This window comes from Pseudomonas paraveronii (genome assembly GCF_963681955.1).
GTDB lineage: Bacteria > Pseudomonadota > Gammaproteobacteria > Pseudomonadales > Pseudomonadaceae > Aquipseudomonas > Aquipseudomonas paraveronii.
On record NZ_OY817130.1, the window covers coordinates 1706308 to 1731908 of the forward strand.

Consider the following 25601-nt stretch of genomic DNA (forward strand, 5'->3'; position numbering starts at 1 on the left):
GTTCTCCAGTACGGTTAAGGTTTGAAACGCTTCACCACTTCATTTCGCCCTTGGCGACTTTGGCGCTCAGTTCCAGCGAGCTTTCGTCGGCGAGGGTCGGGTAACGCTTTTTCATTGCCGCGATCAGGGCGGCGGAATCCTTGGCCTTGGCGGTTTCTTCGGCAAAGGCCTTGATGTAGTCGGCGGTAAAGGCCACGGATTGCAGCGACGGGCTGCCGAGGAAATGCCCCGGAACCACCGTGCGCGGCTTCAGCTCGGCGATGCGTTGCAGGCTGGCCAGCCAGTCTTTATGCGACTGCGCGCTCTGAGTATCGGCCATCCACAGGTGGATGTTGTCGGCGACGACCACACCGCCGACGACGGCCTTGATCGATGGAACCCACACAAAGCTGCGATCCGGCTGCGGGCCGTCCAGGCCGATCACTTCCAGGTGTTGGCCTTCGAGCGTCAGGCGGTGGCCGTCGAGCACCTGCGGCACGATGGTTTTACCTGGCTTGTCGGCGCCCATTTTCGGGCCCCAGAACGCCAGTTTGCCGACGACGGTCGCGTTGATATGGTCGACTACCGCTTGCGGGGCCAGCACCTTGGCGTCGGGGAATGCGGCGGTCAGGGTGTCGAGGCCGAAGTAGTAGTCCGGGTCGCCGTGGCTGATGTAGATGGTGGTCAGGTGTTTGCCGCTGGCGCGGATCTTCTGCACCAGTTGTTCGGCCTGGCTTTTACCGAACTGCGCGTCGACCAGGATCGCGTCTTTCGCGCCGCTGACCAGCACCGAACTGACCGGAAAGATCGCGGCCTCGCCGGGGTTGTACACGTCGAGGGTCAGCTCGGTGGCGGCGGCCTGGGCGGCGAAGGCCAGGGCGGCGGTCGCCAGGGTCAGGCGCTTGAGAGTGGAAAACATCGGGCAGCTCCGGCAATCGGTAAGGGATGCACAGAGCTTAGTTGCACCAAACACAACAAGAAATGCGATGCTGGGACATAGTTTGTTTCTAAAATCGGGCAGATCATGGATCGTCTTCAAGCAATGCGCGTGTTTGTGACGGTGGTGGATTTGGGCAGCCAGTCCGCCGCCGCCGACCATCTGGACCTGTCGCGCCCGGTGGTCTCGCGCTACCTGGCCGAGCTGGAAGACTGGGTCGGTGCGCGCTTGCTGCATCGCACCACGCGCAAACTCAGCCTCACGGCCGCCGGCGGGGAAACCCTGCCGCGTTGCCGGCAATTGCTGGAATTGTGCGGTGACATGCAGGCCGCCGTCCGCGAGCCGGATGACGCACCCCGTGGCCTGTTGCGCCTGAGTGTCAGCACCTCGTTCGGCCTGGCGCAGTTGGCCGAGGCCATCGCGGAGTACGTCAAGCGCTACCCCTTGGTGACGGTCGACCTGCAGATGCTCGATCGCACGGTCAACCTGGTGGATGAGCGCATCGATCTGGCGATCCGCACCAGCAATGACCTGGACCCCAACCTGATCGCACGACGCCTGACCGTCTGTCGCTCGGTGGTGTGCGCGACCCCGGCCTACCTGCTTGAGCATCCGGCGCCGCACAAGGTCGAAGACCTGGCGCGGCACAACTGTCTGACCCACTCGTACTTCGGCAAAAGCCTGTGGCATTTCGAGGAAGGCGGCGAGCACGTTTCGGTGCCGATCCACGGCAATATCACCGCCAACGAAGCCAGCACGCTGTTACGCCTGACGCTGGCCGGGGCCGGGGTGGCGATGTTGCCCAGTTATCAGGCCGGGGAGCACATCCGTCGTGGCGAACTGGTGCGCCTGCTGCCCGCGGCCGAGCCACGGCAGATGAACATCTACGCGGTGTACGCGTCGCGCAAACACATGCCGTCGGCGCTGCGCAGTCTGCTGGATTTCCTGGTGCAGAGGTTTCCGGAAACGCCGGAGTGGGATAGGGGCCTGTGACCCGACATACAGATGTTGAATGGCGTCCAATAATGGCAACTCGCCCTGACTGACCTATGCTTTAAACAGCGTCACGTAGATCCTTCAGAGGTCTGTGCCATGACCGTCAAAACCAGAAAGTACCTGATGATCTTCACCCTCTGCGCCTTAGCCAGCGCGCTGTACGGCACTGCCGCCTATCGCGTGGAGCAGACCCGGATGCAGCCGAGCTTTGCGATCAGTTGCAATCAGGACCAGAACCAATGCATTCCGCACACCGGCAGTTTCAGCGCGTTGCGCTAAATGGCCTACAGAGGACGATCCCACTTTAACCCTGGGGTGTGTCGGCCTTGAGGTGCTCGCGAAACGCCTTGGGCGAAAACCCGACCCGTCGGCGGAACAGCCGCGAGAAGTTGGTCGGGTCGGAAAAGCCCAGTACCTCGGACATTTCATTGATGGTCATGCTGGTGTAGGTCAGCAGGCGCTTGGCTTCCAGCAATTGGCGGTCATGCATGATCTGTAGCGCAGGTTGCCCGCCCAATTCCCGACACGTGCCGTTCAGGTGTGAGACCGAGATGCCCAGCTTGTGGGCCAGGTCTTCAATCTTCGGGTGTTCGCGATATTGCTGCTCGACCAATTGGGTAAAGCGCCGGAAATATTCTTGCCCGCGCGGTGCACGTGGGTGACGGCGCTGGATCGCCTGGCGGCTGATCCATACCAGCAGTACGCTGACCAGGGCGTGCATCATCATGTCCCGGGCAGGCTGTTCATCGGCGTATTCGTCCTGCAGGCGGGAGAACAGGCTGTGCAGGTAGTCACGGTCCTTGCCTGCCGGGTAAGTGCCGAGCGCCTGCAGGCCGTCTACCGTCGCGCCCAGTTGCGCTTGCAGATGGCTGACCAGCGGTGCCGCCAGGGTCAGCACGTAGCCTTCGACCTCTTCAGCAAACCGAAACCCATGCACACACAGCGGCGGCAGCACCTGCAAGGTCGCTTCGTTGAGGGTGGTGCGCTGGCCTTCGATTTCCAGTTGCGCCTGGCCTGTGTGGACGTACAGCAACTGGCACAGATCCGCGTGCCGGTGGGGCTGGATTTCCCACTGGTAGTCCCGGCTGCGTCGGGAAATCGTTTCGCAGTGCAACAAATCCGGCGTCGGCCATTGCTGGTTTTCCCCATACAGCTTGAACACCGGAATCGCGGAACTGGCAGTTTTAGTCATAGTTTCAATCCGATACTCAGGCAAGTGGTTCGGTAATCGCCCCGATTGGCAAAAAGCGCAGGCTTTGGCGCAGTTTTCACCTTCTTATAGCGGCCACTCAAGTGAAAAATGTCAGCAACAAGATCAATGACAACTCTTTCACCTTATCCGTTCGGGTGAATTTTTCGGGCCATAAAAATAATGAAAACGCTGAAAACTCAAGTCGCCATCATCGGCGCCGGTCCCTCGGGACTTCTGCTCGGCCAACTGCTGCATCAGGCCGGTATCCAAACCCTGATTCTAGAGCGCCAAAGCGCCAATTACGTGCTGGGCCGCATCCGTGCCGGCGTGTTGGAGCAAGGCATGGTCGACCTGCTGCGCGAGGCCGGCGTCAGCCAGCGTATGGACGCGGAAGGCCTGGTCCACGATGGCTTCGAACTGGCGCTCAATGGCCAATTGACCCACATCGACCTCAAGGCGCTCACTGGCGGTCAATCGGTGATGGTCTACGGCCAGACCGAAGTGACCCGCGACCTGATGGCCGCACGCGCCGCCGCAGGTGCCGTCACCTTGTATAACGCCCGTGAGGTGCAACCCCATGGGCTCAAAACTGATCAACCCTGGTTGACGTTCGAACATGAAGGCGAAACCTTTCGCCTGGAGTGTGACTACGTGGCCGGTTGCGATGGTTTTCACGGTGTCGCCCGTCAATCGATCCCGGCCGAATCGCTGAAGGTCTTCGAACGGGTGTACCCCTTCGGCTGGCTGGGTATCCTGGCCGACACGCCGCCGGTCCATGATGAACTGGTGTACGCCAAGCATGCGCGTGGGTTTGCCTTGTGCAGCATGCGTTCGCCGACACGCAGCCGTTACTACCTGCAAGTACCCGTTGAGGAGTCGGTCGACGCGTGGTCGGACCAGCGTTTCTGGGATGAACTGAAAGTGCGCCTGCCGAGCCACCTGGCCGAACAGTTGGTGACCGGGCCGTCGATCGAAAAAAGCATCGCGCCGCTGCGCAGCTTCGTGGTCGAGCCGATGCAGTACGGGCGTTTGTTCCTGCTGGGGGATGCGGCGCACATCGTGCCACCCACCGGGGCCAAGGGCTTGAACCTGGCGGCGAGTGACGTGAGCACGCTGTTTCGGATCTTGCTCAAGGTCTACCGCGAGGGGCGCGTGGAGTTGCTGGAGAAGTATTCGGAAATCTGCCTGCGGCGGGTGTGGAAGGCTGAGCGGTTTTCCTGGTGGATGACGTCGATGCTGCATCAGTTTCCCGAGGCGGACGGGTTCAGCCAGCGCATTGCCGAGAGCGAACTGGCGTACTTCATCAACTCCCACGCCGGGCGCACCACCATCGCGGAAAATTACGTCGGGCTTCCTTACGAAGCTATCGAATAGCCTGCTATCGTATCGAGCATTCCCGCAGGTCGTCTTTTCCTGCGGGCCTTGCTCGAAGGTTTACCGTGACTCAACTCAATCAACCCACCCCAGCCGTGCCCGCCGTGCGCAGCATCCTCGTCTCGTTGATGATGGCGATCTTCCTCGGTGCCTTGGACCAGACCATTGTCGCGGTGTCCATGCCGGCCATTTCCGCGCAGTTCCACGACGTCAACCTGCTGGCCTGGGTGATCTCCGGCTACATGGTGGCGATGACGGTGGCGGTGCCGATCTACGGCAAGCTCGGCGACCTGTACGGGCGGCGGCCGATGATGCTGATCGGCATGGGCCTGTTCACCCTGGCGTCGCTGTTCTGTGGCATGGCGCAAAGCATGGAGCAACTGGTGCTGGCGCGGGTGCTCCAGGGCATCGGCGCCGGCGGGATGATTTCGGTGAGCCAGGCGATCATCGGCGACATCATCCCGCCCCGCGAGCGCGGCCGCTACCAGGGCTATTTCAGCAGCATGTACGCGGTGGCCAGCGTGGCCGGGCCGGTGCTGGGCGGTTATATGACCGAGTACCTGTCCTGGCGCTGGGTGTTTTTGATCAACCTGCCCTTGGGCGCCGGTGCCTGGTACGTGGCCCATCGCACCCTGGTCGGGCTGCCGTTGCCACAACGCAAGCCGATCATCGATTACCTCGGTACTGTGCTGATGATCATCGGCTTGAGCGCCTTGTTGTTGGGCATCACCGAGATCGGCCAGGGCCATTATTGGCGCGATGATTCGGTGCTCGGGCTGCTGGCCTGCGCGCTGGTGGCGCTGAGCATATTTGTCTGGCATGAGCGGCGTGCGCGGGAACCGTTGCTGCCGATGCACCTGTTCGCCAACCGCAGCGCGGTGCTGTGCTGGTGTACGATGTTTTTCACCAGTTTCCAGGCGATTTCCCTGACGGTGCTGATGCCCCTGCGCTTTCAGACGGTAACCGGTTCCGGCGCCGACAGCGCCGCGCTGCATCTGTTGCCGCTGGCGATGGGCTTGCCGATGGGCGCCTACTTTGCCGGGCGCATGACCTCGGTGACCGGGCGCTATAAACCGCTGATCCTCAGCGGCGCCGTGTTGAGCCCCTTGGCGATTCTCGGCATGGCCTACAGTGCGCCGCAGGCGTTGGGGCTGACGGCAATGTTCATGTTGCTGTGCGGCATCGCTGCTGGCATGCAGTTCCCGACCTCGCTGGTGGGCACACAGAATTCGGTGGACCAGCACGATATCGGCGTCGCTACCAGCACCACCAACCTGTTCCGCTCTCTGGGCGGGGCGGTCGGGGTGGCGTGCATGTCGGCGTTGTTGTTGGCGCTGTTGCAGGACTCCAGCTTTGCCCACTTGGCCAACGGTGCGCTGGTGGCTGAGGGCGGCTCCGGCAACGTCCTGCTCGACGGCCTGAACGCGGCCCCAGGCCCGGCGCAGGACGCCCTGCGCGGGGAACTGGCGGTGACGTTCCGGCATTTGCTGATGGTGAGTGCGGCGGTGTCATTGCTGGGGCTGGCGGCGGCGATTGCGATGCCTAATCGCGTGCTGCGCGGTCGGGAAGACAACGCCAAGTAGCTGGCATGATCAGGGGCTGTAGTACCCGACCGCGACCATGAAATGCCCGGTTTTACGCACATATGCATGCTTGCGCTCGACCTTGCCGGTCACCGGGTTTTTCCAGCGGTACTTGTACTCACCCTGGTCTTGCTCCGCCATCAGCTTGAGGATCGGTTCGCCCACCGGCTTGCCGTCCGGGTCCTTGACCTTGCTGAAGTCAGTGTTGATCAGCCGCAGGTTGGTGCCATGGGCGACATAGCGCTGGGTATCGAGGTCCACCACAAACACGTAGAGATCGTCCTGCAGGAAACCGCCCTGTAATGAGTTGATCGCCTTCAGCGTGCCCGCTTCATCCTTGACCAGCGCCTTGACGGCCTGGTTCCGCAGCGCCCGCGCCTGTTCCGGCGTAGCCCGTGGCAGGTAATAGCCCACCGCCAGGATGCGCTCGCCCACGCGCTGATAAAACACATGCTTGTGCTCGATCTTGCCGTCGTTCCAGTTCTGCCAGCGGTAGTCGGCCTGCTGGATGCCCTGGCTTTCCGGCACCTTGAGCGCGTCCTTGAACGACTGGCGCAAATCCGGCCCCAGCACTTCGGATACATCGCGGCCGATCAACGCGGAGGAGGGCCCGCCGCTGGCCAGCAACACGCCCTGGGTGTCGACCACGAACACATAGCGGTCATGGTCGACAAACTCGCCCTGGCGGCTGAAGGCGGCGAAGGCCTTGTCGCCATTGCTCTGGTAGTAGGCCAAGGCTTTCTCCAGCAGGGCCTTGGCCGCCTGGGCGTCCTCCTCCGGCAAGGTGGCGGCGTGTACCTGGCTGAAACCCAACAGCAGCAGCCAGGTGAATCGGAGCAGTCCCTTCATTATCCGTGCCTCGTTCTTATTAGGTGTGAGCACAGCGTAGACGGCTACGGCTCAGGGCGCTGCCAGCCATTGATTGACGATGCCGTCGTACACCCCGGTGGCCACGTTCAGGTGCAACCACTGGTCGACGTAACTTTTCCAGGCCACATCGTCGCGGGGCAGCAGGAAGGCTTTTTCGCTGTACTGCATCTGCCGCTGCGGGTTGACCGCGCACAGCCCCGGCTTGAGTTTCTGCTGGAAGCGCGCCTCGCTGGCGTCGGTGATCATTACATCGGCCTTGCCCGCCAGCAGTTCGTCGAAGATGCTCACGTTGTCGTGCAGGCGTATCTGCGCCTGGCCCAGGTGCGCCCGGGCGAACACTTCATTGGTGCCGCCCGCCGGCTCGATCACCCGCACCTGCGGCTGGTTGATCTGCTCGACGGTCTGGTAGCGTTGCACATCGGCGCAGCGCACCAGCGGGATCTTGCCGTCGACCCCGAGGGACTGGCTGAAGAAGGCTTTTTTCTGGCGTTCCAACGACACCGAAATACCGCCCACGGCGATGTCGCAGCGTTGCGCGAGGAAGTCCGGCATCAGGGTTTTCCAGGTGGTCGGCACCCAGGTGATCGTTGCATTGAGGCTCTTGGCCAGGGACTCGGCCATGGCGATATCGATGCCCTCGTAGCGGCCATCGGCACGCAGGGAGGTGTAAGGCTTGTAGTCGCCGGTGGTGCAGACGGTGAGCGTGCCGCTGTCGAGCACGGTGTCCAGGCGCGAGGGGGCAGTGTCCGCCAGGGCGGGCGTCGCCAGGCTCGCCAATACACACAGGGCTAAGGGAGCTTTCATGCGGTCGAGTCCTTGGCATGATCGGGCGGCCATTATTTCCAGCAAGATGGCAGAGTGGCAAGGACGGCGAATGTTTAGCCAACGTGTAACCAAACTCCGGCAACCCTGAATTGACCCACCTGAGCCAGCATGTGACGCTGCCGGGCAACTCCACCACTGTGATTCGCCCATGGACGGTTGCCCCGACGCTTACCCCGAGACACTGCCTGGCGTCGTTGCGCCGAGCGGTGTGGCGGATGTCGAGGCGTTACCCTCTGCGCTGGCTTTCTGGGCCCTGTTCCACTGTCGACATGCGCGCCCACCAGATACCTCTCTCCTACGTTGATCTATCCGATGGATGACGCGCACCTGCGCGCATCCGCCCGGCGGCGCCTGTGTGCCTGCCTGACGCAAACGTATGAGAATTGCCATGAGTGTTTTTGCCAGCCTGCACGAAGCCCACTCTTTCCTTGAGCAGAACCCGGACATCGAGATGTTCGAGCTGTTTATCCTCGACAACAATGGCGTGCCGCGCGGCAAGTTGCTGCATCGCGACGAACTGCTGGCGGTGTATGAAAGTGGCCGCCCGCTGCCCAGCACCATCCTTGGCCTGACTATCCACGGCGATGACGTGGAAAACTCCGGGCTGGTGTGGGAGGTGGGCGATATCGACTGCCGCGCCTACCCGATCAGCGGCAGTTTGCAGCGCATGCCGTGGCGGCTGATGCCGACGGCAGCGGTGCAAGTCAGCATGCACCCCACCGAAGGCTTGCCCGCCAGCGTGGCCGACCCGCGGCATGTGCTGGCCAGGGTGATCGACGGGCTCAAGGCCGACGGTTACTACCCGGTGATGGCCGCGGAACTGGAGTTCTACCTGCTCGACCAGAAACCCGACAGCAACGGCCGCCCGCAACCGGCACGCGACATGGACGGCGGCCGCCCGCGTGCGACCCAGGTCTATGGCCTGCGCGAACTGGAGCAGATCGAGCCGTTTCTCGCCGACCTTTACAGCGCCTGCAAACTGCAAGGCATTCCGGCCCGCACGGCGATTTCCGAATACGCCCCGGGCCAGGTCGAAATCACCCTGGAACACCGCGCCGACGCGCTGCAAGCGATGGATGAAGCGGTGCGCTACAAGCGCCTGGTCAAAGGCGTGGCGCACAAACACGGGATGACGGCGTGCTTCATGGCCAAGCCGTTCGACGACCTGGCCGGCACCGGCATGCACATGCACGTCAGCCTCGCGGATGCCGAGGGCAATAACCTGTTCGCCAGCGAGGCCGCCGACGGCACGCCGCTGCTGCGCCAGGCGGTGGGCGGCATGCTCAGCACCTTGCTCGATTCGCTGCTGATGTTCTGCCCCAACGCCAACTCCTATCGCCGCTTCCAGACCAACAGCTACGCGCCGCTGGCCGCCACCTGGGGCGTCGATAACCGTACCGTCAGCCTGCGCGTGCCGGGTGGTCCGGCGCAGTCGCGGCATATCGAACACCGCCTCTGCGGCGCCGACGCCAACCCCTATCTGGCGGCAGCGGCTATCCTCGCCGGTATCCACCGCGGCATCCGCGAACAACGCGACCCCGGCGCCCCGGTGGAAGGCAACGGCTACGCCCAGGCCAACGCGTTACTGCCCACCGACTGGCTCACCACCCTGCGCGCATTGGAAGATTCCAACTGGGCACGGGAGGCGTTCGGCAGTGAGTTCCTCGGGGTGTATCTGGCGGTGAAACGTGCTGAATATCGGCAGTTCATGGGCGAGGTGGGGGAGCAGGATTGGCGCTGGTATCTGCACTCGGCGTGAGTGGAATGGCAGGGGTGGAGTTTTCGACCTTTTTTTCACGTTGCAGTGGGTAAGCTGCGAATCAAGGTCGTTCACTACCGTTCCACTCATATGAGTCCGTGATGTCGTCACCACCACTTTCTTCCATCGAGATTGAATACGCCGAGCGCTGTGACCGCGAGCACGCCAGGATTTGCGGCGATACGCACCCGCCCGGGTTGCGTCGGCGTCTGGCGGCGTGGCGCGACGGGCGGCTGGTGCGCAATGCCCTCAAGGTTGCCGGCGAGCCCGGTTTGGTCCTCGACCTGGCCTGCGGCTCGGGGCGCTTCTGGCCGGTGTTGGCCGAGCACGTCAACCGGGTGATCCTCGCCTCGGATAACTCCCAGGACATGCTCGACCACGCCCGCACCCACCACCCGACGTCGCTGCTCAAACGGGTCAAGACCTTTCAAGGTTCGGCGTTTTCCATCGGCCTGTCGGCGAATGCGGTGGATTGCATTTTCTGTCTGGAATTGTTTCGCCATGTACCCAGCAGCGAAGCGCGCCAGGCGCTGCTGCAGGAGTTTCATCGGGTCAGCCGCGACACGGTGATTGTGTCGGTCGCGTCTCATACGCCGGTGGAGGACGAGTTCCGCCAGGCGGGCTTCGAGGTCCTGAATTACCAGGAGTTCATCCCCGGCTCCAGTGTGTGGCGTGTCTACGTTCTGCGTAAGACGGGATAACTCCCATCGGTCGGACTATTCTTCACGCGCTGTCGGAGTTTTCATGATTGCGTGTGCACTGCGGATGCTCGCAAGTCCCTTCCGCGATATATACTGCGCGCCATTCTTCAAGGGAGAGCCGTGTGGCCATCGATATTCACTGGATCTGCGACAACGATAGCCTCGGCCAGCATTGCGCCGAATGGCAGCAGTTGCCATTCGTCGCCCTCGACACCGAATTCATGCGGGTCGACACCTTTTATCCCATTGCCGGGCTGATCCAGATCGGTGATGGCGTTCGCGCTTACCTGATCGACCCCCTGACCATCGACAACTGGCAACCGTTGGCCGCTTTGCTGGAAAACCCGGCCGTGATCAAAGTGGTCCACGCCTGCAGTGAAGACCTGGAAGTGTTGCTGCGCCTGACCGGCAGCCTACCAGTGCCGTTGTTCGACACCCAACTGGCTGCGGCTTACCTGAACCTTGGGTTCTCCATGGGCTATTCGCGCCTGGTGCAAGCCGTGCTCGATATCGACTTGCCCAAGGGCGAAACCCGCTCCGACTGGCTGCAGCGCCCATTGTCCGAGACCCAGGTGAGCTACGCCGCCGAAGACGCGGTCCACCTGGCCGAGGTCTACATTCGCCTGCGCCCGCGGCTGTCGGACGACAAATACGCCTGGGTCCTGGACGACGGTGCCGAACTGGTGGCCAACCTGCGCCGCGAAGTCGACCCTTACGAGGTGTACCGCGAGGCCAAGCTGGCGTGGAAACTGTCCCGTGCCCAACTCGCCGTGCTGCGTGAACTGTGCGCCTGGCGCGAGCAGCAAGCGCGTGCCCGCGACCTGCCGCGTAACCGCATCATTCGTGAACACTCGCTGTGGCCCCTGGCCAAATCCCAGCCGGATAACCTCGCCGCCCTGGGCAAAATCGAAGACATGCACCCGCGCACCGTGCGTCAGGATGGCCAGTTTCTGCTGGACCTGATCAAGCGCGCCGGCAGCGTGTCCATGGACCAATGGCCGCCCGCCGTGGCTGAACCGCTGCCGGTGGATGCCGCTGCGCTGATCAAGCAACTGCGCGCCTTGGGCCAGGCGCAAGCCGAACGCCTGGACATGGCGCCGGAACTGATGCTGCGCAAGAAAACCCTCGAAGCCCTGGTCAAAAGTGGCTACCCCGATGGGCCTTATAAACTGCCAGACTCGCTGCGTGGCTGGCGCCGCGAGTTGATGGGCCAGGCGCTGCTCGACAGCCTGGCCACTGCCGGAGAACAGCCTTGAAACGTATTTGCTCCATCTATCGCAGCTTGAAACGCAACGAAATGTACCTCTACGTGCTGAAAAGCGATGCCCTGGAGCGCGTGCCGGAACCCTTGATGGAAGCCTTCGGCAAAGCCCATCACGCGTTCGATATGGTGTTGACGCCTGAGCGCAAGCTGTCGCGCGAGGACATTGCGGTGGTCCTGGAAAACCTCGAAAAGCAGGGCTACCACCTGCAAATGCCACCGGCCGAAGATGAGTACATCGAACACTTGCCCGAAGAGCTGCTGCGCCGCAACGACCCGATGTGATCGCTCAGTGCCCTGTCCTGGGCGCATTTTTCCATGGAATCGTATTAATGGACGGTGGCCGTAAGGATGCGGGCGGCCGTCTGCATTGTTTTTGAAAGGTTTGAACCATGCGTGTTCTGATTGCTGAACAGGATCACCCGCTCTACGCTCGGTTGTTGAGCGAAGCGGCACCGGACCTTGAGGTGTTGACCAGCGGCGACTCGGCCGAACTGTCGCGCCTGGCCGCCGATTGCCCGGTGTGGCTTGGCCAGCCGGACCTGCTGGCCACCCTGTTGCGCCAGGGGCACCACCCACAATGGCTGCAATCGACCTGGGCCGGCGTCACGCCGCTGCTGGCCGAAGGCTTGCCCCGCGACTATCGGCTGACCCGTGCGGTGGGGATTTTTGGCCAGGTCATGGCGGAATTTATCCTCACCTACATGCTGGGCCATGAACGCGAAGTGTTGGCGCGCCTGGTCAGCCAGGTCGAGCGCAAGTGGGACAGCCGCATGGGCCAGAGCCTCGCCGGGCGCACCGTGTTGATCGTCGGCTGCGGTGATATCGGCCAACGCGTGGCGCAGTTTCTCGTGCCGTTTGGCGTCAAGCTATATGGCATCGCCAGCCAGGCACGCGAGCAGGCACCGTTTATCGAAGTGGCCGGGATCGATCAACTGGGTCGGCTGGTGGGCGAAGCGGACTACGTGATCAACCTGCTGCCGAACACGCCGAACACCCACGACCTGTACGACGCGGCGTTGTTCAAGCAGTTCAAGCCGAGCGGGTTGTTCATCAACGTCGGCCGTGGCGTCGCGGTGGTCGATGCCGATCTGGTCGAAGCCTTGAAAGAAGGGCATCTGGCCGGTGCGGTGATCGACGTGTGTCGCCAGGAACCGTTGCCGCAACGCCACCCGTTCTGGACCGCCTGGGGCTTGCTGCTGACCGGGCACAGCTCGGCACCGACCTCGCCGCCGATGATGGTGCAACTGTTTCTGGAGAACGTGCGCGCGTACCAGGCCCAGCAAGCCTTGCGCGGTGAAGTGGATTTCGAGCGCGGCTACTGACACCGCGCCGAACCGCAGGTGGGGGCTGGCAAGCCAGCTCCCACGTCAGTCCTAGAGACTGAAATCGCCTTGCGACACCAGCTCGCTCAACGGCTTACGCGGGCTTGGCGTCTCACGGCCTTGCAGGTACTCCGGCAAGGTCGACTTGTCGCCCAGCTTGCCGATCGCGACCGCCGCATGCAGCGCATAACCCTGTGGAACCTTCAGCTCCTTGCGCGTCAGTTCCTGATCGAAGCCGGCCATGCCATGGGTGTACCAGCCGCTGAGGCTGGCCTGTAGCGCGAGGTAGCCCCAGGCCGAACCGGTGTCGAAGGTGTGCCACAGGGCTGGGGTTTCTTCGCTGGCGCCGGGGGCGATGAAGTCGGTTTTCGAGGCGATGATCACCAGGGCCGACGCATGCTGCGCCCAGTTGCGGTTGAATTCGTTCAACAGGCCCAGGAAACGCTCCCAGTCCGGCGTGTCCCGGCGCGCGTAGAGGAAACGCCAGGGCTGCGAGTTATAGGCCGATGGCGCCCAGCGTGCGGCTTCGAAAAAGCTCAGCAGGGTTTCCTGCGGGATGCTCTCGCCGGTGAAGGCGCGGGGCGACCAGCGGTCAGTGAACTGGGGGTTGATCGGGTAATCGGCAGCGCGGGGGTTGGTGCTCATGGGCAGTTCCTGATTGTCAATTCGGCGCCCAAAGCTACTGCGCCCCCGCTAGACTGACAAGTCTTGTAACACCGCCAGTCGTAAGCGCTTGGCCGCAGTGGTCTTGGGCACTAGACTGACGGCCTTTTCACCTACCGATACTGATGTAGAGCCATGGCCGCCAAAGTCGAACCTTTCTGGATACGCAAAACCCTTGAACACCTCGATCAGGAGGAGTGGGAGTCGTTGTGCGACGGCTGTGGCCTGTGCTGCCTGCAAAAGCTCGAGGATGAAGACGACAACAGCGTCTATTACACGCGCATCGCCTGCAAACTGCTCGACCTGAAAACCTGCCAGTGCACCGATTACCCCAATCGCCGCGCGTCGGTGCCCGACTGCATCCAGCTCACCCCGGGCCAGGCCGACCAGTTCAAGTGGCTGCCGCCCACCTGCGGCTACCGCCTGGTCAGCGAGCGCAAGGACTTGCCGCTGTGGCATCACCTGGTCTGCGGCGACCGTGACGCCGTGCATCACGAACGCATTTCCCAGTCCGGACGCATGCTCGCCGAAGGCAGCGTGCCCGAAGACGACTGGGAGGATTACCTGATCTTCCGCGCGGGCTGAACAAGGAGTGAGCATGAGGGGGCTGACCCAACTGGCGGCGAGCCTGGTGTTGCTGGCGCTGAGCACGCCGGCGTGGTGCGCGAAGAAAGTCGACCTGGACTATCACGTCAAACTGCTGCCCCAGAGCGATCAGGCGCTGGTGCGCGTGAGCCTGTCCCAGGGCTCGGCGGTGCGCAGCCTGGATTTCGATTTGGGCCGCGACGGTGACTACAGCGATTTCCAGGCCGACGGCCAATGGAAAGTCAGTGGCCATCGCGGCCTTTGGCAACCCAGCGCCGACAAGGCCAGCCTGACCTACCGTGTACGCCTCAGCCATGCGCGCAAGCCGGGTGCCTATGAAGCGCGGATGACGCCGAGCTGGGCGCTGTTTCGCGGGGAAGACCTGGTGCCAGCCGCGCGCCTCGACCAGCAGGACGGCGTCGAGCTGGTCTCGCGCCTGGTGTTCGAGCTGCCAACCGGCTGGAAAAGCGTCGAAACCGCCTGGCCGCGTATCGGCAAGCACGCCTTCCGGATCGACAACGTCTCGCGCCTGTTCGATCGGCCCACCGGTTGGATGCTCGCCGGTAACCTCGGCAGCCGCCGGGTGCGCCTGGGGGAAACCGACGTCACCGTGGCCTCGCCCAAGGGCCAGGCCATGCGTCGTATGGATGTGCTGACGTTGCTGACCTTCGTCTGGCCGCAGGTGGAAGCCGCGTTCCCGCGCCACCCCGCCAAGTTATTGATCGTCGGCGCCAGCGACCCGATGCGCCGTGGCGCGTTTTCGTCACGCGACTCGATCTACCTCAACAGCCGCACGCCGCTGGTCAGTGAAAACGGCAGCAGCCCGCTGATCCGCGAAGTGGTGCAAGCCATCGCTCGCTTCAACGACCATGACACCAGCGACTGGATCAGCGAAGGCCTGGCGGAGTATTACGCGATCGAACTGCTGCGCCGTGGCGGCGGGATCACCGACGAGCGCTATGCGGCGATACAGGCGCGGCTGACCCGCGAAGGCAAGGATGTCACCACCTTGCGCGGCGAGCACGTCAGCGGCGCAACCGTGGCGCGGGCGGTGGTGGTGATGCAGGAGCTGGATCGCGAGATCCGCGTGAAAACCCACAATAAGCGCTCCCTGGACGATCTCGCGCAAGCGGTGATGCGGGCGAACAGCGTCAGCACCCCAGAGTTTGTGCGACTGGCCCAGAGCATTATCGGTGAGTCGTCGGTGGTGCTGGACTCCAAGCTATTGCGCTGACCCTGAATAAAGGTGGGAGGGGGCAAGCCCCCTCCCACATTTGGATCGCCAACAGGCAGAAGACTTGGCTCAGCCGGTGGTTTTTGCGGCCTTTTCGGCGGCCACTTGCGCCTTGGTCTTCAGTTTTTTCAACTCTTCACCGGCTCGCTCGATTTTCGTGCGCAGGCTGTTCATTTCCTGGCGACCCTGTTCCAGCTTGTCCTTGAGCGAACTGTGCCCGGTCACCCCACGCGTCAGCGCCACGCCGCCAATCGCCACTTGGAGCAGCCCGAAAATCCCGCCACGGCGCAGGCCTTTGCCGACCATGATCACACCGCCGGCCACCGAGCCGATGCGCTCCCAGCCGTGTACGTTTTGCGTGGGGCGGGCCTGGCGTGGGGTGGATTCAATGACAGGTCGCAGGGTTTTGCTGTCGCTCATGATCGGTCTCCAACAAGGGCTAGTGATACGCAACTGACTGTGTGCAGGCGCCGGATGTTCCCGAAAAATCAGTACTTGGGGCCAGAGCGGGTGTTATTGCCCTTGGCCATGCGGTCGTAGAGCACCACGTTGACGGTGGCGGCGAGGTTCATGCAGCCGGTGGTCGGGATGTACACCACGTCTTCACACCAGTCGCGGATCTCTTTGTCGAGGGAGCCATCTTCGGGGCCGAAGATGTACAGCGCGCGGTCGGGGTGGGTGTATTCAGGCAGCGGGCGGGCGCCTTCCACCAGTTCGACGGCGACCGGGATGCAGCCCAGCGGCAGGATTTTTTTCAGGTCATCGATGCCGATCAGCGGAATGTCGTGGTGGACCTTCTTGGTGTCGGTGATGAAATCCCGGGCGCGCTCGTAGCGCTTGCCGGTGTAGAACACCGAGGCCACGCCGTAGCAGCCGGCGGCGCGCATCACCGAACCGACGTTTTCGGGGGATTTGGGGTTATACAGACCGATGCAGCTGTAGCGTTTATTGCCCACGGGGAAGGGTGCCTTGGAGAAAAGCGGCGATTATACGGGTGTGGTCGGTATCAAGATATGTGTTGCTTGTGAGGCCGCCATCGCGGGCAAGCCCACTCCCACCGGGGGAATGCATTCCAAAGGTGGGAGTGGGCTTGCTCGCGAAGACGGCCGGGACAGGCAGCGACGAGCTTCAGTCGTCCTTCTTCATCAACCCTGCCAACGCCGCAAACGGGTTGTGCGTGGCCTTGGCGATCGTCGGGCTGCTGGTGGAGCCTTCGCCGAAGTACTGCTGGTCGGTGTAGCGCGAGTGCTCGTTGTCGTGGCAGTAGAGGCACAGCAACTCCCAGTTGGAGCCGTCCTGGGGGTTGTCGTCATGGTTGTGGTTGCGGTGGTGCACGGTCAGTTCGCTCAGGCGCTTGCCGGCGAATTCACGGGCGCAGCGGCCGCACACGTGGGGGTACATTTTCAGGGCTTTGTCGCGGTAGCCCATTTCCCGGTCGCGCTGGGCATCGGCGAGGATGCGGTCGAGCTTGGCGGTGTGGGAGGGCGGGTTGGTCGAGCTCATCATGGCTCCTGTCTTTGGGTGGGTCACGGATAAGGTTGATTCTAGTCAATCGCGGCGCAATTAGCCCTTGAGCTTTTCCGCAATCCAGATGGTGTGCCGCGTGCCCTTGTTGCCATGGGCGAACACCTGCACTTCTTCGGCCTTGAAGCCGGCCTTGCGCAGCTTGTCGCTGAACAGCTTGTCGGCGCTGGCCGACCATACCGCAAGCACGCCCTTGGGGCGCAGGGCCTTGGCGCAGGCGGCCAGGCCACCGGCGGAGTAGAGCCAACTGTTGGCTTTTTGCGTGAGGCCTTCGGGGCCGTTGTCCACGTCGAGCATGATCGCATCAAAGCCGTGGGGCTCGGCTTGCAGCACCTTGGCCACGTCTTCCATGCGGATCACGGTGCGCGGGTCAAGCAATGGGCGTCCGGCTTTTTCGCCCAAAGGGCCGCGGTTCCATTCCACGACGCCGGGCACCAGCTCCGCCACCACCACTTCGGCGGTCTTGCCCAAGTGCTTGAGGGCCGACGCGAGGGTAAAGCCCATGCCCAGCCCGCCGATCAATACCCGCGAACCGGGGCGGCCGGCGACTTTGCGACAAGGAATTTCCGCCAGCGCGTCTTCGGAGCCATGCATGCGCGTGTTCATCAACTGGCCGCCGTCGCCGCCCTGGATCTTGATGACAAAATCCTCGCCGTATTCGAACAGGCACAAAGCACCGCCGTTGTCGGGGATCGGAGTGGTATCCAGCAGAACGAAACGTTTCATGGAAATCTCATTGGGAAGGGCATTCTTACGCGGTTGGGAGTAGCCTTACGACATTCCGGTCAGGCCATGGAGCCATCGATGAAGTGCAGCATTCTAACGGTCATTGTGTTGGGCGCGCTCGCATTGGGTGTGGCGCAGGCTCAGGAGTTGCAAACCGTACCGGTCGCGCCGGCGCCAACCCCTGGCGCGCCGGGCACGCCCACCCCGACGCTGTATCCGCAAGTCACCCCGCCGGCCGTGCCCAAGACGAACGGCTCGCCGCCGCTGGTGCCCATCGTGTTACCTGCGCCACCGAAGGACCAGACGGTCCCCGGTTTACCGCCAAACGACAGCAAGCCAAAGACGCCCGGCGGTTAACCGCGTCGAGCGCTCCAGCGTTCAGACAGGACCGCTAAACCAGCCCCAGCGCCTTGAACACAAATGCATATTCGAGTGCTACGTCACGTAATCCCTGGTAACGCCCGCTCATGCCGCCGTGGCCGGCCCCCAGTTCGGTCTTGAGCAGCAGCAGGTTGTCGTCCGTCTTGGTGTCGCGCAGCTTGGCCACCCACTTGGCCGCTTCCCAGTACTGCACGCGGCTGTCGTTGTAGCCGGCGATCACCAGCAGGGCCGGGTAGGCCTGGGCGCGGACGTTTTCATACGGCGCATACGCCTTGATGCGTGCGTAGACCTCGGGCTCTTGCGGGTTGCCCCACTCGTCGTACTCGGTGACGGTCAGCGGCAGGTCCGGGTCGAGCATGGTGTTGAGCACGTCGACAAACGGCACTTCGGCAATCGCCGCCTGGAACAGCTCCGGGCGCTGGTTGAGCACCGCGCCGATCAACAGGCCGCCGGCGCTGCCGCCGCTGATGACCAGCTGTTTGGCGCTGGTCAAACCCTGTGCAATCAGGTGTTCGGCACAGGCAATGAAGTCGCTGAACGTGTTCTGTTTGTGTTCCTGCTTGCCATTGCGGTACCAGGCTTCACCCAGTTCGCCGCCGCCGCGCACATGCGCAATGGCAAACGCGACGCCACGGTCCAGCAGGCTCAAGCGTGCGTGGGAGAACCACGGATCAAGGCTCTGGCCGTAGGCGCCGTAGCCATAGAGGTACAGCGGCGTCGGCTTGCCGAGCTGGTCGCGCTTGACCACCAGGCTGATCGGCACCTGGGTGCCATCGGCGGAGGTCGCCCACAAACGCTGGCTGACGTAATCGTCGGCGTTGAACACGCCGAGTACCGGGGTTTCCTTGAGCACCTGTTGCGCGCCGCTGGCCAGTTCCAGTTGGCGCACCTGGGCCGGGCGGTTCAGCGCTTCATAGCGCAGGCGGATTTTGTCGCTGGGGAATTCCAGGCTGTTTTGTACGTAGAGGCTGTAGGCGGCGTCAGGCAATTCCACGCGGTAGGTCGGCAGACCCTGGGGATGCACTTCGATGACCGGCAGTCCGCCGATGCGCAGGCTCAAGGTCATGGCGCTGGCGTTCAGGCTCACGCCGTCGAGCATTACCTCATCGCTGTGGGGGATCAGGTTTTGCCAGTCGGCTTGGGTTGGCACGCGGCCGGTGTCGGCGGCGACGAACAGGGCGTAGTTGATGCCGTCGCGGTTGCTGCGGATAAACCATGTCCACGCACCGTCGAGTTGGCCATGGTCGACGTCATACTCGTGGTCTTCGACCCGTGGCGCCAGGCAGGTGAAGTCCAGGTGCGGCTGGTCGGCGTCCAGCGCCCAGATTTCGCTGGTGGTCTTGCTGCCCAGGGCCACCAGCAACTGGCGCTCGGAGCTGGAACGGTAGCAGTGCAGGAAGAAACGCCCGTCGGTCTCGTGGAACACTTCCTGCGCGGCGGTGCCGTCCAGGCGATAGCGGTAGAGTTTGTGCGGGCGATGGGTGTCGTCCAGCTCGCCGAAGAATAGCGTCAGGCTGTCATTGGCCCAGGTCATGCTGCCGTCGCAGTTGTCGAACGCCAGTTCGCTGACTTTGTCGGTGGCCAATTCCTTCACGTACAGGGTGTAGATCTCTTCGCCACTGGTGTCGAGGCTGTAGGCCAGGCGCTGGTGGTCGGGGCTGATGCTGAACGCACCGAGGGAGAAAAAGCCGCCGTTGGCCAACGCATTGGGGTCGAGCAACAGCTCTTCGCTGCTGTCGTCCACTTGGTTGCTGTCGTCGGCCGGGCGGCGGCAGCGATAGTGGCGGGCGTATTCGTCGCCAGCGGTGGTGCGCGTGTAATACAGGTACGGGCCCCAGGGGGAGGGCAGCGACAGGTCGGTTTCGAGGATGCGGCCCTTGATCTCTTCGAACAGGGTTTCGCGCAGCGCCTGTTGCTCGGCGAGTTGGGCTTGCTCCCAGGCGTTTTCGGCCTTGAGGTAATCCATGACTTCAGCGCTGTCACGCGCTTGCAGCCAGGCGTAAGGGTCCTGGCCTGCGGCCTTGCGGGCAATCGGGGCGGCAGTGATGGGGGTCGATGGCGGCATGGATCACTCTCTGTCTGGAGGATGGTGGCAGGCATTGCAGCCGCGACACGCAAAAGCCGTTATCATAGCGGCCTGTTTGCCTACCTTGCCATGGACACCATGACCGAGAACGACTATCTGACCGCTTGGGGCCTTTACGCCTTCGCCGCTTTGGGCTGCCTGTTGGTGTGGTGGCGCATGACCCGCTGGATCTGGCGCTGGTTGCGCGAGCCACTGCAATTACTGATGGCCGTGCTGCTGTTGAGCCCGACCGTCGTCGACCCGGTCAAGACCCAGTTCGCGCCCGCCGTGGCGATTACCGCGTTGGACCTGGTGCTCAAAGTCGGTAATAACGCCTGGCGGGCGGTCTCCGACTTGTTCATGTACACGATGATCGCTTTTGGCGTGTACCTCGTGTTTGTGTTGATACGCTGGCCCATCGAGCGCGCCGCCAAGGCGAGCCGTGAGCGCAAGGCTGCGGTCGATGCTGCCTTGGCCGCCGAGCCGGAAGAGGATGACGAGCCGTTCCGTCGCCCCGCGCCTGTGAGCGGTATGCGGGTCGAACCGCGCCTTTAACGTTGTCTGCCCTGCAGCGAGAGCCCTGGCATGTGTGAATTATTGGGCATGAGTGCCAACGTCCCCACCGACATTGTGTTCAGCTTTACCGGGCTGATGCAGCGCGGCGGGCGTACCGGCCCCCACCGCGACGGTTGGGGCATCGCCTTCTATGAAGGCCGCGGCCTGCGCCTGTTCCAGGACCCGGCCGCGAGCAGCGAGTCGGAAGTCGCGTTGTTGGTGCAGCGTTATCCGATCAAAAGTGAAGTGGTGATCGGCCATATCCGCCAGGCCAACGTTGGCAAGGTATGCCTGTCCAATACCCACCCGTTCGTGCGCGAACTGTGGGGGCGTAACTGGTGCTTTGCGCACAACGGCCAATTGGCGGACTTCAACCCACGCGCCACGTTTTACCGCCCGGTGGGCGACACCGACAGCGAAGCGGCGTTCTGCGACTTGCTCAACCGGGTCCGCGAGGCGTTCCCGGAGCCGGTGGACATCGAGCAGATGCTGCCGGACCTGATCGCCGCCTGCGCCGAATATCGCAGCAAAGGTGTGTTCAACTGCCTGCTCAGCGACGGTGATTGGTTGTTTTGCTACTGCTCGACCAAACTGGCGCAGATTACCCGACGCGCCCCGTTTGGCCCGGCGCGCTTGAAAGATGTCGACGTGATCGTCGATTTTCAGGCCGAAACAACGCCTAATGATGTGGTCACGGTGATCGCCACCGAACCGCTGACCGACAACGAAAACTGGACCCGCTACGAACCGGGCCAGTGGAGCCTGTGGCGGCGCGGTGAATGCGTCAGCCAGGGCATTACCGAGTAAGGAAGTCGACTATGTTGCTCAGCTATCTGCGGTTGGTGTTGTTTGCCATTGGCTTGTTGGTCGGTGTGCAAGTGCCGGGGTTTATCAATGACTACGCCAAGCGCGTCGAAGCCCACCTGATCGAGGCCCAGACTGGCCTGCGCGGCTTTGAATCCACCGCGCAACAGTTCTTCAATGGCGACTTGCAGGCCCTGGTGGCCCACTACCGTGCCAGCGACGACCCGGTATTTCGCAGCGATGCCAACAGCCTCGGCACGTTATTGGATCGCCAGTTGGCGTTGGACAAGCAATTCCAGGCCATGCAAGGCCCCTGGTACATTCGCGCATTGCAGGTAGCGGTCGCGGCCGACCCGGCGATCCGCCTGGAAACCTGGAACGGTTACAGCTACCAGATCCTGTTGACCCCCGAAGCCATGGGCTGGGGCCTGGGCGGCGCGATGTTGTTGTCGTTCGGCCTGGAGTGCCTGTTCCGCTTGATCGACTGGGTGGTGTTGGGCGGCAAGCGTCTGCGCCAGAGCCGGCCGATCGAAGAGCGCGACCTCAAGGGCCTCTAACGGCCGACACAAATCCAATGTGGGAGGGGGGCAATGTGGGAGGGGGCTTGCCCCCGATAGCGGTGGGTCAGCTAAAAACAGGCTGACTGACACCCTGCTATCGGGGGCAAGCCCCCTCCCACATTTGGATTGAGTTCCTTCAGTTGCTCATTACCATCCGCTCTTCGCCGACTTCTTCGGCATAGCGCGCCACCACTTTCTGGCACAGCCCCACAATCTCTTCGACCAGTTCCACCCCCACGCGCCACGACACCACGACCTGCAGGTTCGGTAAGCGTTGCGCCATCGGCAGCATCACCAGTTCCCCCCGTGCCAGCTCTTCGCGCACCAACACAGGCGGCAGTGCACCAATGCCGAAACCATCGCGCAGCAAGCGGGTAATGGCCGACACCGAATTCACGCAGTTCATACGCGGTGCGGCGACGCCGTTGGCCTGCATCAGGCTCAAGACATCCTGGTGCGGGTGGGAATTTTTCGAGTAGGTGATGATGCGCTCCTGGGCCAGTTCGGCGAGGGAGGCGTAGTTGCGGTTGTAGATCGACTGGCTGGCGACGATCCAGGCCATGGGGTGGCTGGCCAGTTCCAGGCTACGCACGGTTTCCAGGCGCAGCAGGTCCGTTTGCAGGATCAGATCGAGGAAGCCTTTTTGCAGTTGATCGCTGAGGTTGAGTGCGGTATCGGCGACCAACTCGATTTCCACCCGTGGGAAATGGTCCATCAATTCGGCGACCAACGGGCTCAGCCAGGTGTGGATCACCGTGTCCATCGCACCGATACGAATCCGCCCGACCTTGCTGCTGGTGGTCTCCAGGGACTGTTTCAAGCCCTGCATGGTCACCATCATTTGCTCGGCGTAATCGAGTACCTTCAAGCCTTCCGGCGTCAGGCTGACGCCGCGTGAGTCACGCAGAAACAGTTTCACCCCCAGTTCGCTCTCCAGCACGGCGATGCGGCTGGAGATCGAGGCCTGGGTGGTGAACAGTTTCTCGGCGGTCAGGCGGAAACTCTTGAGCTTGGCCACCCAGACGAAGGTTTCGAGGAACTTCAAATTCATGGGATCAACTTTTTCTTATGCATGGATCGGTTTTTATTAGTTGGACGCCGCACCGGGCAAACGCCAAAAATCGAGCCGTTCCACGATAAGCGTCGTTGGGGTGTCAGGACAAGTTGCGAGTCTTGTGTAAAAGATCCCACACTACAAAAAAACAAAGCCTACAGGAGCAACCCGCGTGAGCCGCCTGCTATTGAATTGCGACATCGGCGAAAGTTTTGGCAACTGGACCCTGGGTCTGGATGCCGAGGTTATGCCGTTCATTGATTGCGCCAACGTGGCCTGCGGCTTCCATGCCGGCGACCCGAGCATCATGCGCAAGACCGTCAGCCTGGCGCTCAAGCATGGTGTGCTGGTCGGTGCGCACCCGGCGTATCAGGACTTACAAGGTTTTGGCCGCCGTTCCATGGCCTACACGCCAGAGGAAATCCAGGACCTGTTGCACTACCAGATCGGCGCGCTCGACGGCATCTGCCGCGCCCAGGGCGGACGGGTCAGCTACGTCAAACCCCATGGCGCGATGTACAACGACATGATGGCCAACCCCGCGCAGTTGCGTGCGGTGATCCAGGCTGTCGCCACTTACGGCGACCTGCCGCTGATGCTGCTGGCCACCCGTGACAACAGCGCGGCCCAGGCGCTGGGCGACGAATACGGCGTGATCCTGTGGTTCGAGGCCTTCGCCGACCGTGCCTACGACAACCAGGGCCATCTGGTTTCGCGCCAATTGCCGGGCGCGGTACACCACGATACCGAGACCATCATCCAGCAATCGGTGACCATTTCCCGTGGCGAACCCTTGACCGCCAGCGACGGCAGCCCTTTGATCCTGCGGGCCAATACCCTGTGCGTGCATGGCGATAACGCCAGTTCGGTCGCCGCCGTGCAGCGCATTCGCGAGGCGTTGAAGTGCCAATGAAGCCACGCATCGAAGTGGTGGCCATCGACTGCTTGATGGTGCGTCTGTTTGAGGTGATCGCCGAAGCCAATATGCCGTGGATGCTTGCCGCTACCCAGCGTCTGCGGCAAGGGTTTGGCGCGGCGTTGGTGGACCTGGTGCCGTCCTACACCACCTTGATGGTGCATTACGATCTCACCGTGTTGAACCCGGCCCAGGCGCGGGAATTGATCGGCCAGGCCCTCACCGACCTGCAACCCCAGGCCCAGGGCAGCGGCCACTGCCATGTGCTGCCGGTGTGGTACGACCTGAGCGTCGGGCCAGAGCTGACCTTGCTCAGCCAGCGCAGTGGCCTGGCGGTCGATGAGGTGATCCGCCGCCACAGCGCCCACGAATACCAGGTGTTCGCCCTCGGCTTTGCCCCTGGTTTTGCCTTTATGGGGCTGGTGGATGAATGCCTCGCCACCCCCAGGCTTAACACCCCGCGCAAACGCGTGGCGGCCGGCAGTGTCGGCATCGCCGAACGGCAAACGGCCGCCTACCCAGTGGTCTCTCCCGGCGGCTGGAACCTGATCGGTCGCACCCCGACCCAGCTGTTCGACCGCGACCGCGACGGTTACAGCCTGATGCAGCCCGGCGATACGGTGCGCTTCGAGGCGGTCGACCACGCCGAATTCATCAAGTTGGGTGGCGATGACACGCCGTTGGAGGCGCAGGCATGAGCGGCTTGATCATTGAGGCCAGCACCCCGCTGTGCCTGTTGCAAGACACCGGCCGCTTTGGCGTGCGACACCTGGGCGTGACCCAGGGCGGCGCGCTGGATTGGGTGTCGATGTCCTGGGCCAATTGGCTGCTGGACAACGCCCTGGATGCGCCGGTGGTGGAAATTACCCTGGGCGGTTTTACCGTGCAGGCCGAGGACTATTGCCTGCTGGCCTTGGCCGGTGCGGACTTGGGCGCCTACATCGATGAGCGCGCCATCAGCCCCGGACGCAGTTTTATCCTGCAAAAGGGCCAGCGGCTGCGCTTTACCCAGCCGTTCAGCGGCGCGCGGGCCTACCTGGCGGCGCCGGGCGGGTTTGATGCGCCGCAGGTGCTGGGCAGCTGTGCCACCGTGGTGCGTGAGGAACTCGGCGGGCTGGACGGTTTCGGCAAACCGTTGGCGCAAGGCGGGCGACTGGCCTATTCCGGCACGGGCGGTGCGATGAAAGTGTTGAGCGCAATCGCATTGCCGGCCAAGGCGCCGTTGGATGTGATTGTCGGCGCGCAGATCGGCCAGTTCAGCGGGCAGAGTCTGTTCGATGCGTTCAACACCGAATGGACCCTCGACAGCCGCGCCGACCGTATGGGCATGCGTTTGCTGGGCACGCCGCTTGAATACCAGGGGCCGTCGTTGATCTCTGAGGGGATCCCGCTGGGCGCGATCCAGGTGCCGCCGGACGGGCAGCCGATTGTGTTGCTCAATGACCGGCAGACCATCGGCGGCTACCCGCGCCTGGGGGCGTTGACGCCGTTGGCATTGGCGCGGCTGGCGCAGTGTGTGCCGGGGGAGAAGGTGCGGTTGACGCCGGTGGTGCAGGAGACGGCGCATAGGCAGCATGTGGACTTTTTGCGGCGGTTTACCGCAGCCTGAAGAACACTGAAATCCAAATTGTGGGAGGGGGCTTGCCCCCGATGGCAGTGTGTCAGTCAATAGATGTGTGACTGATACACCTCCATCGGGGGCAAGCCCCCTCCCACATTGGATTTTCGACTT

General features: G+C 62.8%; 29 protein-coding genes. 18 read left to right on the forward strand and 11 right to left on the reverse strand.

Annotated elements, in window-relative coordinates; all coding sequences use genetic code 11:
* Positions 1-31 precede the first annotated feature (31 nt).
* The gene (locus U5A08_RS07635) at positions 32-898 is read right to left on the reverse strand and encodes an MBL fold metallo-hydrolase (RefSeq protein ID WP_321851064.1); all 867 of its coding nucleotides are present in this window, start codon (positions 896-898) and stop codon (positions 32-34) included.
* Positions 899-1003: 105 nt separating this feature from the next.
* Here U5A08_RS07635 and U5A08_RS07640 point away from each other — a divergent pair, with 105 nt between their 5' ends.
* On the forward strand, positions 1004-1909 hold the full coding sequence (locus tag U5A08_RS07640; RefSeq protein ID WP_253394070.1) for a LysR family transcriptional regulator: 906 nt from the start codon (positions 1004-1006) through the stop codon (positions 1907-1909).
* Between the two features lie 99 nt (positions 1910-2008).
* On the forward strand, positions 2009-2191 hold the full coding sequence (locus U5A08_RS07645; RefSeq protein ID WP_253394072.1) for a hypothetical protein: 183 nt from the start codon (positions 2009-2011) through the stop codon (positions 2189-2191).
* A gap of 25 nt (positions 2192-2216) precedes the next feature.
* Here U5A08_RS07645 and U5A08_RS07650 read toward each other — a convergent pair whose 3' ends face one another.
* Complete coding sequence (locus U5A08_RS07650) at positions 2217-3104, reverse strand: helix-turn-helix domain-containing protein (RefSeq protein ID WP_253394074.1); 888 nt, start codon at positions 3102-3104, stop codon at positions 2217-2219.
* 189 nt (positions 3105-3293) lie between these two features.
* Between U5A08_RS07650 and pobA the strand changes: the two genes are divergently transcribed.
* Both pobA and U5A08_RS07660 read left to right on the forward strand, forming a co-directional pair.
* Positions 3294-4478 carry a 4-hydroxybenzoate 3-monooxygenase gene (gene pobA, locus U5A08_RS07655; RefSeq protein ID WP_321852188.1) on the forward strand — a complete coding sequence of 395 codons (1185 nt, stop codon included), beginning with the start codon at positions 3294-3296 and terminating at the stop codon, positions 4476-4478.
* A 65-nt stretch (positions 4479-4543) separates the two neighbouring features.
* A complete protein-coding gene (locus U5A08_RS07660) occupies positions 4544-6061 on the forward strand; it encodes an MDR family MFS transporter (RefSeq protein WP_253394076.1) in 1518 nt (505 codons plus the stop codon).
* Positions 6062-6070: 9 nt separating this feature from the next.
* On the opposite strand, the gene U5A08_RS07665 is transcribed toward U5A08_RS07660, so the two are convergent.
* On the reverse strand, positions 6071-6910 hold the full coding sequence (locus U5A08_RS07665) for a cache domain-containing protein (protein WP_321851066.1): 840 nt from the start codon (positions 6908-6910) through the stop codon (positions 6071-6073).
* Positions 6911-6961: 51 nt separating this feature from the next.
* Positions 6962-7735 (reverse strand): transporter substrate-binding domain-containing protein, encoded by a 774-nt coding sequence (locus tag U5A08_RS07670; RefSeq protein WP_253394080.1) that lies wholly within the window; start codon positions 7733-7735, stop codon positions 6962-6964.
* 409 nt (positions 7736-8144) lie between these two features.
* Between U5A08_RS07670 and U5A08_RS07675 the strand changes: the two genes are divergently transcribed.
* From U5A08_RS07675 to U5A08_RS07695, 5 genes are all read left to right on the forward strand, one after another.
* The gene (locus U5A08_RS07675; protein WP_253394082.1) at positions 8145-9515 is read left to right on the forward strand and encodes a glutamine synthetase family protein; all 1371 of its coding nucleotides are present in this window, start codon (positions 8145-8147) and stop codon (positions 9513-9515) included.
* A 101-nt stretch (positions 9516-9616) separates the two neighbouring features.
* Positions 9617-10216 (forward strand): class I SAM-dependent methyltransferase, encoded by a 600-nt coding sequence (locus U5A08_RS07680; RefSeq protein WP_253394084.1) that lies wholly within the window; start codon positions 9617-9619, stop codon positions 10214-10216.
* Between the two features lie 122 nt (positions 10217-10338).
* Positions 10339-11472: a ribonuclease D gene (gene rnd / locus U5A08_RS07685; RefSeq protein ID WP_253394085.1), complete on the forward strand. Its 1134-nt coding sequence runs from the start codon at positions 10339-10341 to the stop codon at positions 11470-11472.
* Positions 11469-11762 carry a YcgL domain-containing protein gene (locus U5A08_RS07690; RefSeq protein WP_017848744.1) on the forward strand — a complete coding sequence of 98 codons (294 nt, stop codon included), beginning with the start codon at positions 11469-11471 and terminating at the stop codon, positions 11760-11762. Before rnd ends, U5A08_RS07690 begins: the two co-directional genes overlap by 4 nt.
* Before the next feature lie 107 nt (positions 11763-11869).
* On the forward strand, positions 11870-12802 hold the full coding sequence (locus U5A08_RS07695) for a D-2-hydroxyacid dehydrogenase (protein ID WP_253394086.1): 933 nt from the start codon (positions 11870-11872) through the stop codon (positions 12800-12802).
* Between the two features lie 51 nt (positions 12803-12853).
* Here U5A08_RS07695 and U5A08_RS07700 read toward each other — a convergent pair whose 3' ends face one another.
* A complete protein-coding gene (locus tag U5A08_RS07700; protein WP_253394087.1) occupies positions 12854-13447 on the reverse strand; it encodes a nitroreductase family protein in 594 nt (197 codons plus the stop codon).
* A 153-nt stretch (positions 13448-13600) separates the two neighbouring features.
* Between U5A08_RS07700 and U5A08_RS07705 the strand changes: the two genes are divergently transcribed.
* A complete protein-coding gene (locus U5A08_RS07705) occupies positions 13601-14050 on the forward strand; it encodes a YcgN family cysteine cluster protein (RefSeq protein WP_110624195.1) in 450 nt (149 codons plus the stop codon).
* Between the two features lie 13 nt (positions 14051-14063).
* Positions 14064-15284 carry a M61 metallopeptidase family protein gene (locus U5A08_RS07710; protein ID WP_253394088.1) on the forward strand — a complete coding sequence of 407 codons (1221 nt, stop codon included), beginning with the start codon at positions 14064-14066 and terminating at the stop codon, positions 15282-15284.
* 69 nt (positions 15285-15353) lie between these two features.
* Here U5A08_RS07710 and U5A08_RS07715 read toward each other — a convergent pair whose 3' ends face one another.
* From U5A08_RS07715 to U5A08_RS07730, 4 genes are all read right to left on the reverse strand, one after another.
* On the reverse strand, positions 15354-15704 hold the full coding sequence (locus tag U5A08_RS07715; protein ID WP_253394089.1) for a YgaP family membrane protein: 351 nt from the start codon (positions 15702-15704) through the stop codon (positions 15354-15356).
* A 68-nt stretch (positions 15705-15772) separates the two neighbouring features.
* Complete coding sequence (locus U5A08_RS07720; RefSeq protein WP_247406491.1) at positions 15773-16240, reverse strand: RNA methyltransferase; 468 nt, start codon at positions 16238-16240, stop codon at positions 15773-15775.
* Positions 16241-16412: 172 nt separating this feature from the next.
* On the reverse strand, positions 16413-16787 hold the full coding sequence (locus U5A08_RS07725) for a YajD family HNH nuclease (RefSeq protein WP_003210675.1): 375 nt from the start codon (positions 16785-16787) through the stop codon (positions 16413-16415).
* 60 nt (positions 16788-16847) lie between these two features.
* On the reverse strand, positions 16848-17534 hold the full coding sequence (locus tag U5A08_RS07730; protein ID WP_247406490.1) for a spermidine synthase: 687 nt from the start codon (positions 17532-17534) through the stop codon (positions 16848-16850).
* Positions 17535-17612: 78 nt separating this feature from the next.
* Here U5A08_RS07730 and U5A08_RS07735 point away from each other — a divergent pair, with 78 nt between their 5' ends.
* Positions 17613-17891 carry a hypothetical protein gene (locus U5A08_RS07735; protein ID WP_253394091.1) on the forward strand — a complete coding sequence of 93 codons (279 nt, stop codon included), beginning with the start codon at positions 17613-17615 and terminating at the stop codon, positions 17889-17891.
* 34 nt (positions 17892-17925) lie between these two features.
* Here the strand turns inward: U5A08_RS07735 and U5A08_RS07740 are convergent, their stop codons facing one another.
* Entirely contained in the window at positions 17926-19980 is a 2055-nt protein-coding gene (locus U5A08_RS07740) for a S9 family peptidase (RefSeq protein WP_253394093.1), read from the reverse strand.
* Positions 19981-20001: 21 nt separating this feature from the next.
* On the opposite strand from U5A08_RS07740, the gene U5A08_RS07745 reads away from it, so the two are divergent.
* The 3 genes from U5A08_RS07745 to U5A08_RS07755 are packed head-to-tail and all read left to right on the forward strand — an operon-like array spanning position 20002 to position 21896.
* Positions 20002-20535, forward strand: coding sequence for an MFS transporter (locus U5A08_RS07745; protein ID WP_247406487.1), 534 nt, complete (start codon positions 20002-20004; stop codon positions 20533-20535).
* Positions 20536-20565: 30 nt separating this feature from the next.
* Positions 20566-21342 (forward strand): class II glutamine amidotransferase, encoded by a 777-nt coding sequence (locus tag U5A08_RS07750; protein WP_105696746.1) that lies wholly within the window; start codon positions 20566-20568, stop codon positions 21340-21342.
* Positions 21343-21353: 11 nt separating this feature from the next.
* Entirely contained in the window at positions 21354-21896 is a 543-nt protein-coding gene (locus U5A08_RS07755) for a DUF2937 family protein (RefSeq protein ID WP_017848756.1), read from the forward strand.
* 139 nt (positions 21897-22035) lie between these two features.
* On the opposite strand, the gene U5A08_RS07760 is transcribed toward U5A08_RS07755, so the two are convergent.
* Positions 22036-22950 (reverse strand): LysR family transcriptional regulator, encoded by a 915-nt coding sequence (locus U5A08_RS07760; protein ID WP_321851073.1) that lies wholly within the window; start codon positions 22948-22950, stop codon positions 22036-22038.
* Between the two features lie 175 nt (positions 22951-23125).
* On the opposite strand from U5A08_RS07760, the gene U5A08_RS07765 reads away from it, so the two are divergent.
* From U5A08_RS07765 to U5A08_RS07775, 3 genes are read left to right on the forward strand one after another with little or no spacing between them, the layout of a single operon-like run.
* Positions 23126-23866 (forward strand): 5-oxoprolinase subunit PxpA, encoded by a 741-nt coding sequence (locus tag U5A08_RS07765; RefSeq protein ID WP_321851074.1) that lies wholly within the window; start codon positions 23126-23128, stop codon positions 23864-23866.
* On the forward strand, positions 23863-24567 hold the full coding sequence (locus U5A08_RS07770; protein ID WP_253394099.1) for a 5-oxoprolinase subunit B family protein: 705 nt from the start codon (positions 23863-23865) through the stop codon (positions 24565-24567). Before U5A08_RS07765 ends, U5A08_RS07770 begins: the two co-directional genes overlap by 4 nt.
* Positions 24564-25478: a 5-oxoprolinase subunit C family protein gene (locus U5A08_RS07775; protein ID WP_321851075.1), complete on the forward strand. Its 915-nt coding sequence runs from the start codon at positions 24564-24566 to the stop codon at positions 25476-25478. Before U5A08_RS07770 ends, U5A08_RS07775 begins: the two co-directional genes overlap by 4 nt.
* Positions 25479-25601 lie beyond the last annotated feature (123 nt).

Coding starts and splice junctions, on each gene's coding strand:
- U5A08_RS07675 (WP_253394082.1), top strand. CDS start 8,145: ATGAGTGTTTTTGCCAGCCTGCACGAAGCCCACTCTTTCCTTGAGCAG.
- U5A08_RS07750 (WP_105696746.1), top strand. CDS start 20,566: ATGTGTGAATTATTGGGCATGAGTGCCAACGTCCCCACCGACATTGTG.
- U5A08_RS07745 (WP_247406487.1), top strand. CDS start 20,002: ATGGTGGCAGGCATTGCAGCCGCGACACGCAAAAGCCGTTATCATAGC.
- U5A08_RS07650 (WP_253394074.1), bottom strand. CDS start 3,104: ATGACTAAAACTGCCAGTTCCGCGATTCCGGTGTTCAAGCTGTATGGG.
- U5A08_RS07730 (WP_247406490.1), bottom strand. CDS start 17,534: ATGAAACGTTTCGTTCTGCTGGATACCACTCCGATCCCCGACAACGGC.
- U5A08_RS07735 (WP_253394091.1), top strand. CDS start 17,613: ATGAAGTGCAGCATTCTAACGGTCATTGTGTTGGGCGCGCTCGCATTG.
- U5A08_RS07700 (WP_253394087.1), bottom strand. CDS start 13,447: ATGAGCACCAACCCCCGCGCTGCCGATTACCCGATCAACCCCCAGTTC.
- U5A08_RS07740 (WP_253394093.1), bottom strand. CDS start 19,980: ATGCCGCCATCGACCCCCATCACTGCCGCCCCGATTGCCCGCAAGGCC.
- U5A08_RS07710 (WP_253394088.1), top strand. CDS start 14,064: ATGAGGGGGCTGACCCAACTGGCGGCGAGCCTGGTGTTGCTGGCGCTG.
- U5A08_RS07760 (WP_321851073.1), bottom strand. CDS start 22,950: ATGAATTTGAAGTTCCTCGAAACCTTCGTCTGGGTGGCCAAGCTCAAG.
- U5A08_RS07640 (WP_253394070.1), top strand. CDS start 1,004: ATGGATCGTCTTCAAGCAATGCGCGTGTTTGTGACGGTGGTGGATTTG.
- U5A08_RS07635 (WP_321851064.1), bottom strand. CDS start 898: ATGTTTTCCACTCTCAAGCGCCTGACCCTGGCGACCGCCGCCCTGGCC.
- U5A08_RS07645 (WP_253394072.1), top strand. CDS start 2,009: ATGACCGTCAAAACCAGAAAGTACCTGATGATCTTCACCCTCTGCGCC.
- U5A08_RS07715 (WP_253394089.1), bottom strand. CDS start 15,704: ATGAGCGACAGCAAAACCCTGCGACCTGTCATTGAATCCACCCCACGC.
- U5A08_RS07665 (WP_321851066.1), bottom strand. CDS start 6,910: ATGAAGGGACTGCTCCGATTCACCTGGCTGCTGCTGTTGGGTTTCAGC.
- U5A08_RS07770 (WP_253394099.1), top strand. CDS start 23,863: ATGAAGCCACGCATCGAAGTGGTGGCCATCGACTGCTTGATGGTGCGT.
- U5A08_RS07670 (WP_253394080.1), bottom strand. CDS start 7,735: ATGAAAGCTCCCTTAGCCCTGTGTGTATTGGCGAGCCTGGCGACGCCC.
- U5A08_RS07725 (WP_003210675.1), bottom strand. CDS start 16,787: ATGAGCTCGACCAACCCGCCCTCCCACACCGCCAAGCTCGACCGCATC.
- U5A08_RS07695 (WP_253394086.1), top strand. CDS start 11,870: ATGCGTGTTCTGATTGCTGAACAGGATCACCCGCTCTACGCTCGGTTG.
- U5A08_RS07680 (WP_253394084.1), top strand. CDS start 9,617: ATGTCGTCACCACCACTTTCTTCCATCGAGATTGAATACGCCGAGCGC.
- U5A08_RS07705 (WP_110624195.1), top strand. CDS start 13,601: ATGGCCGCCAAAGTCGAACCTTTCTGGATACGCAAAACCCTTGAACAC.
- U5A08_RS07775 (WP_321851075.1), top strand. CDS start 24,564: ATGAGCGGCTTGATCATTGAGGCCAGCACCCCGCTGTGCCTGTTGCAA.
- U5A08_RS07755 (WP_017848756.1), top strand. CDS start 21,354: ATGTTGCTCAGCTATCTGCGGTTGGTGTTGTTTGCCATTGGCTTGTTG.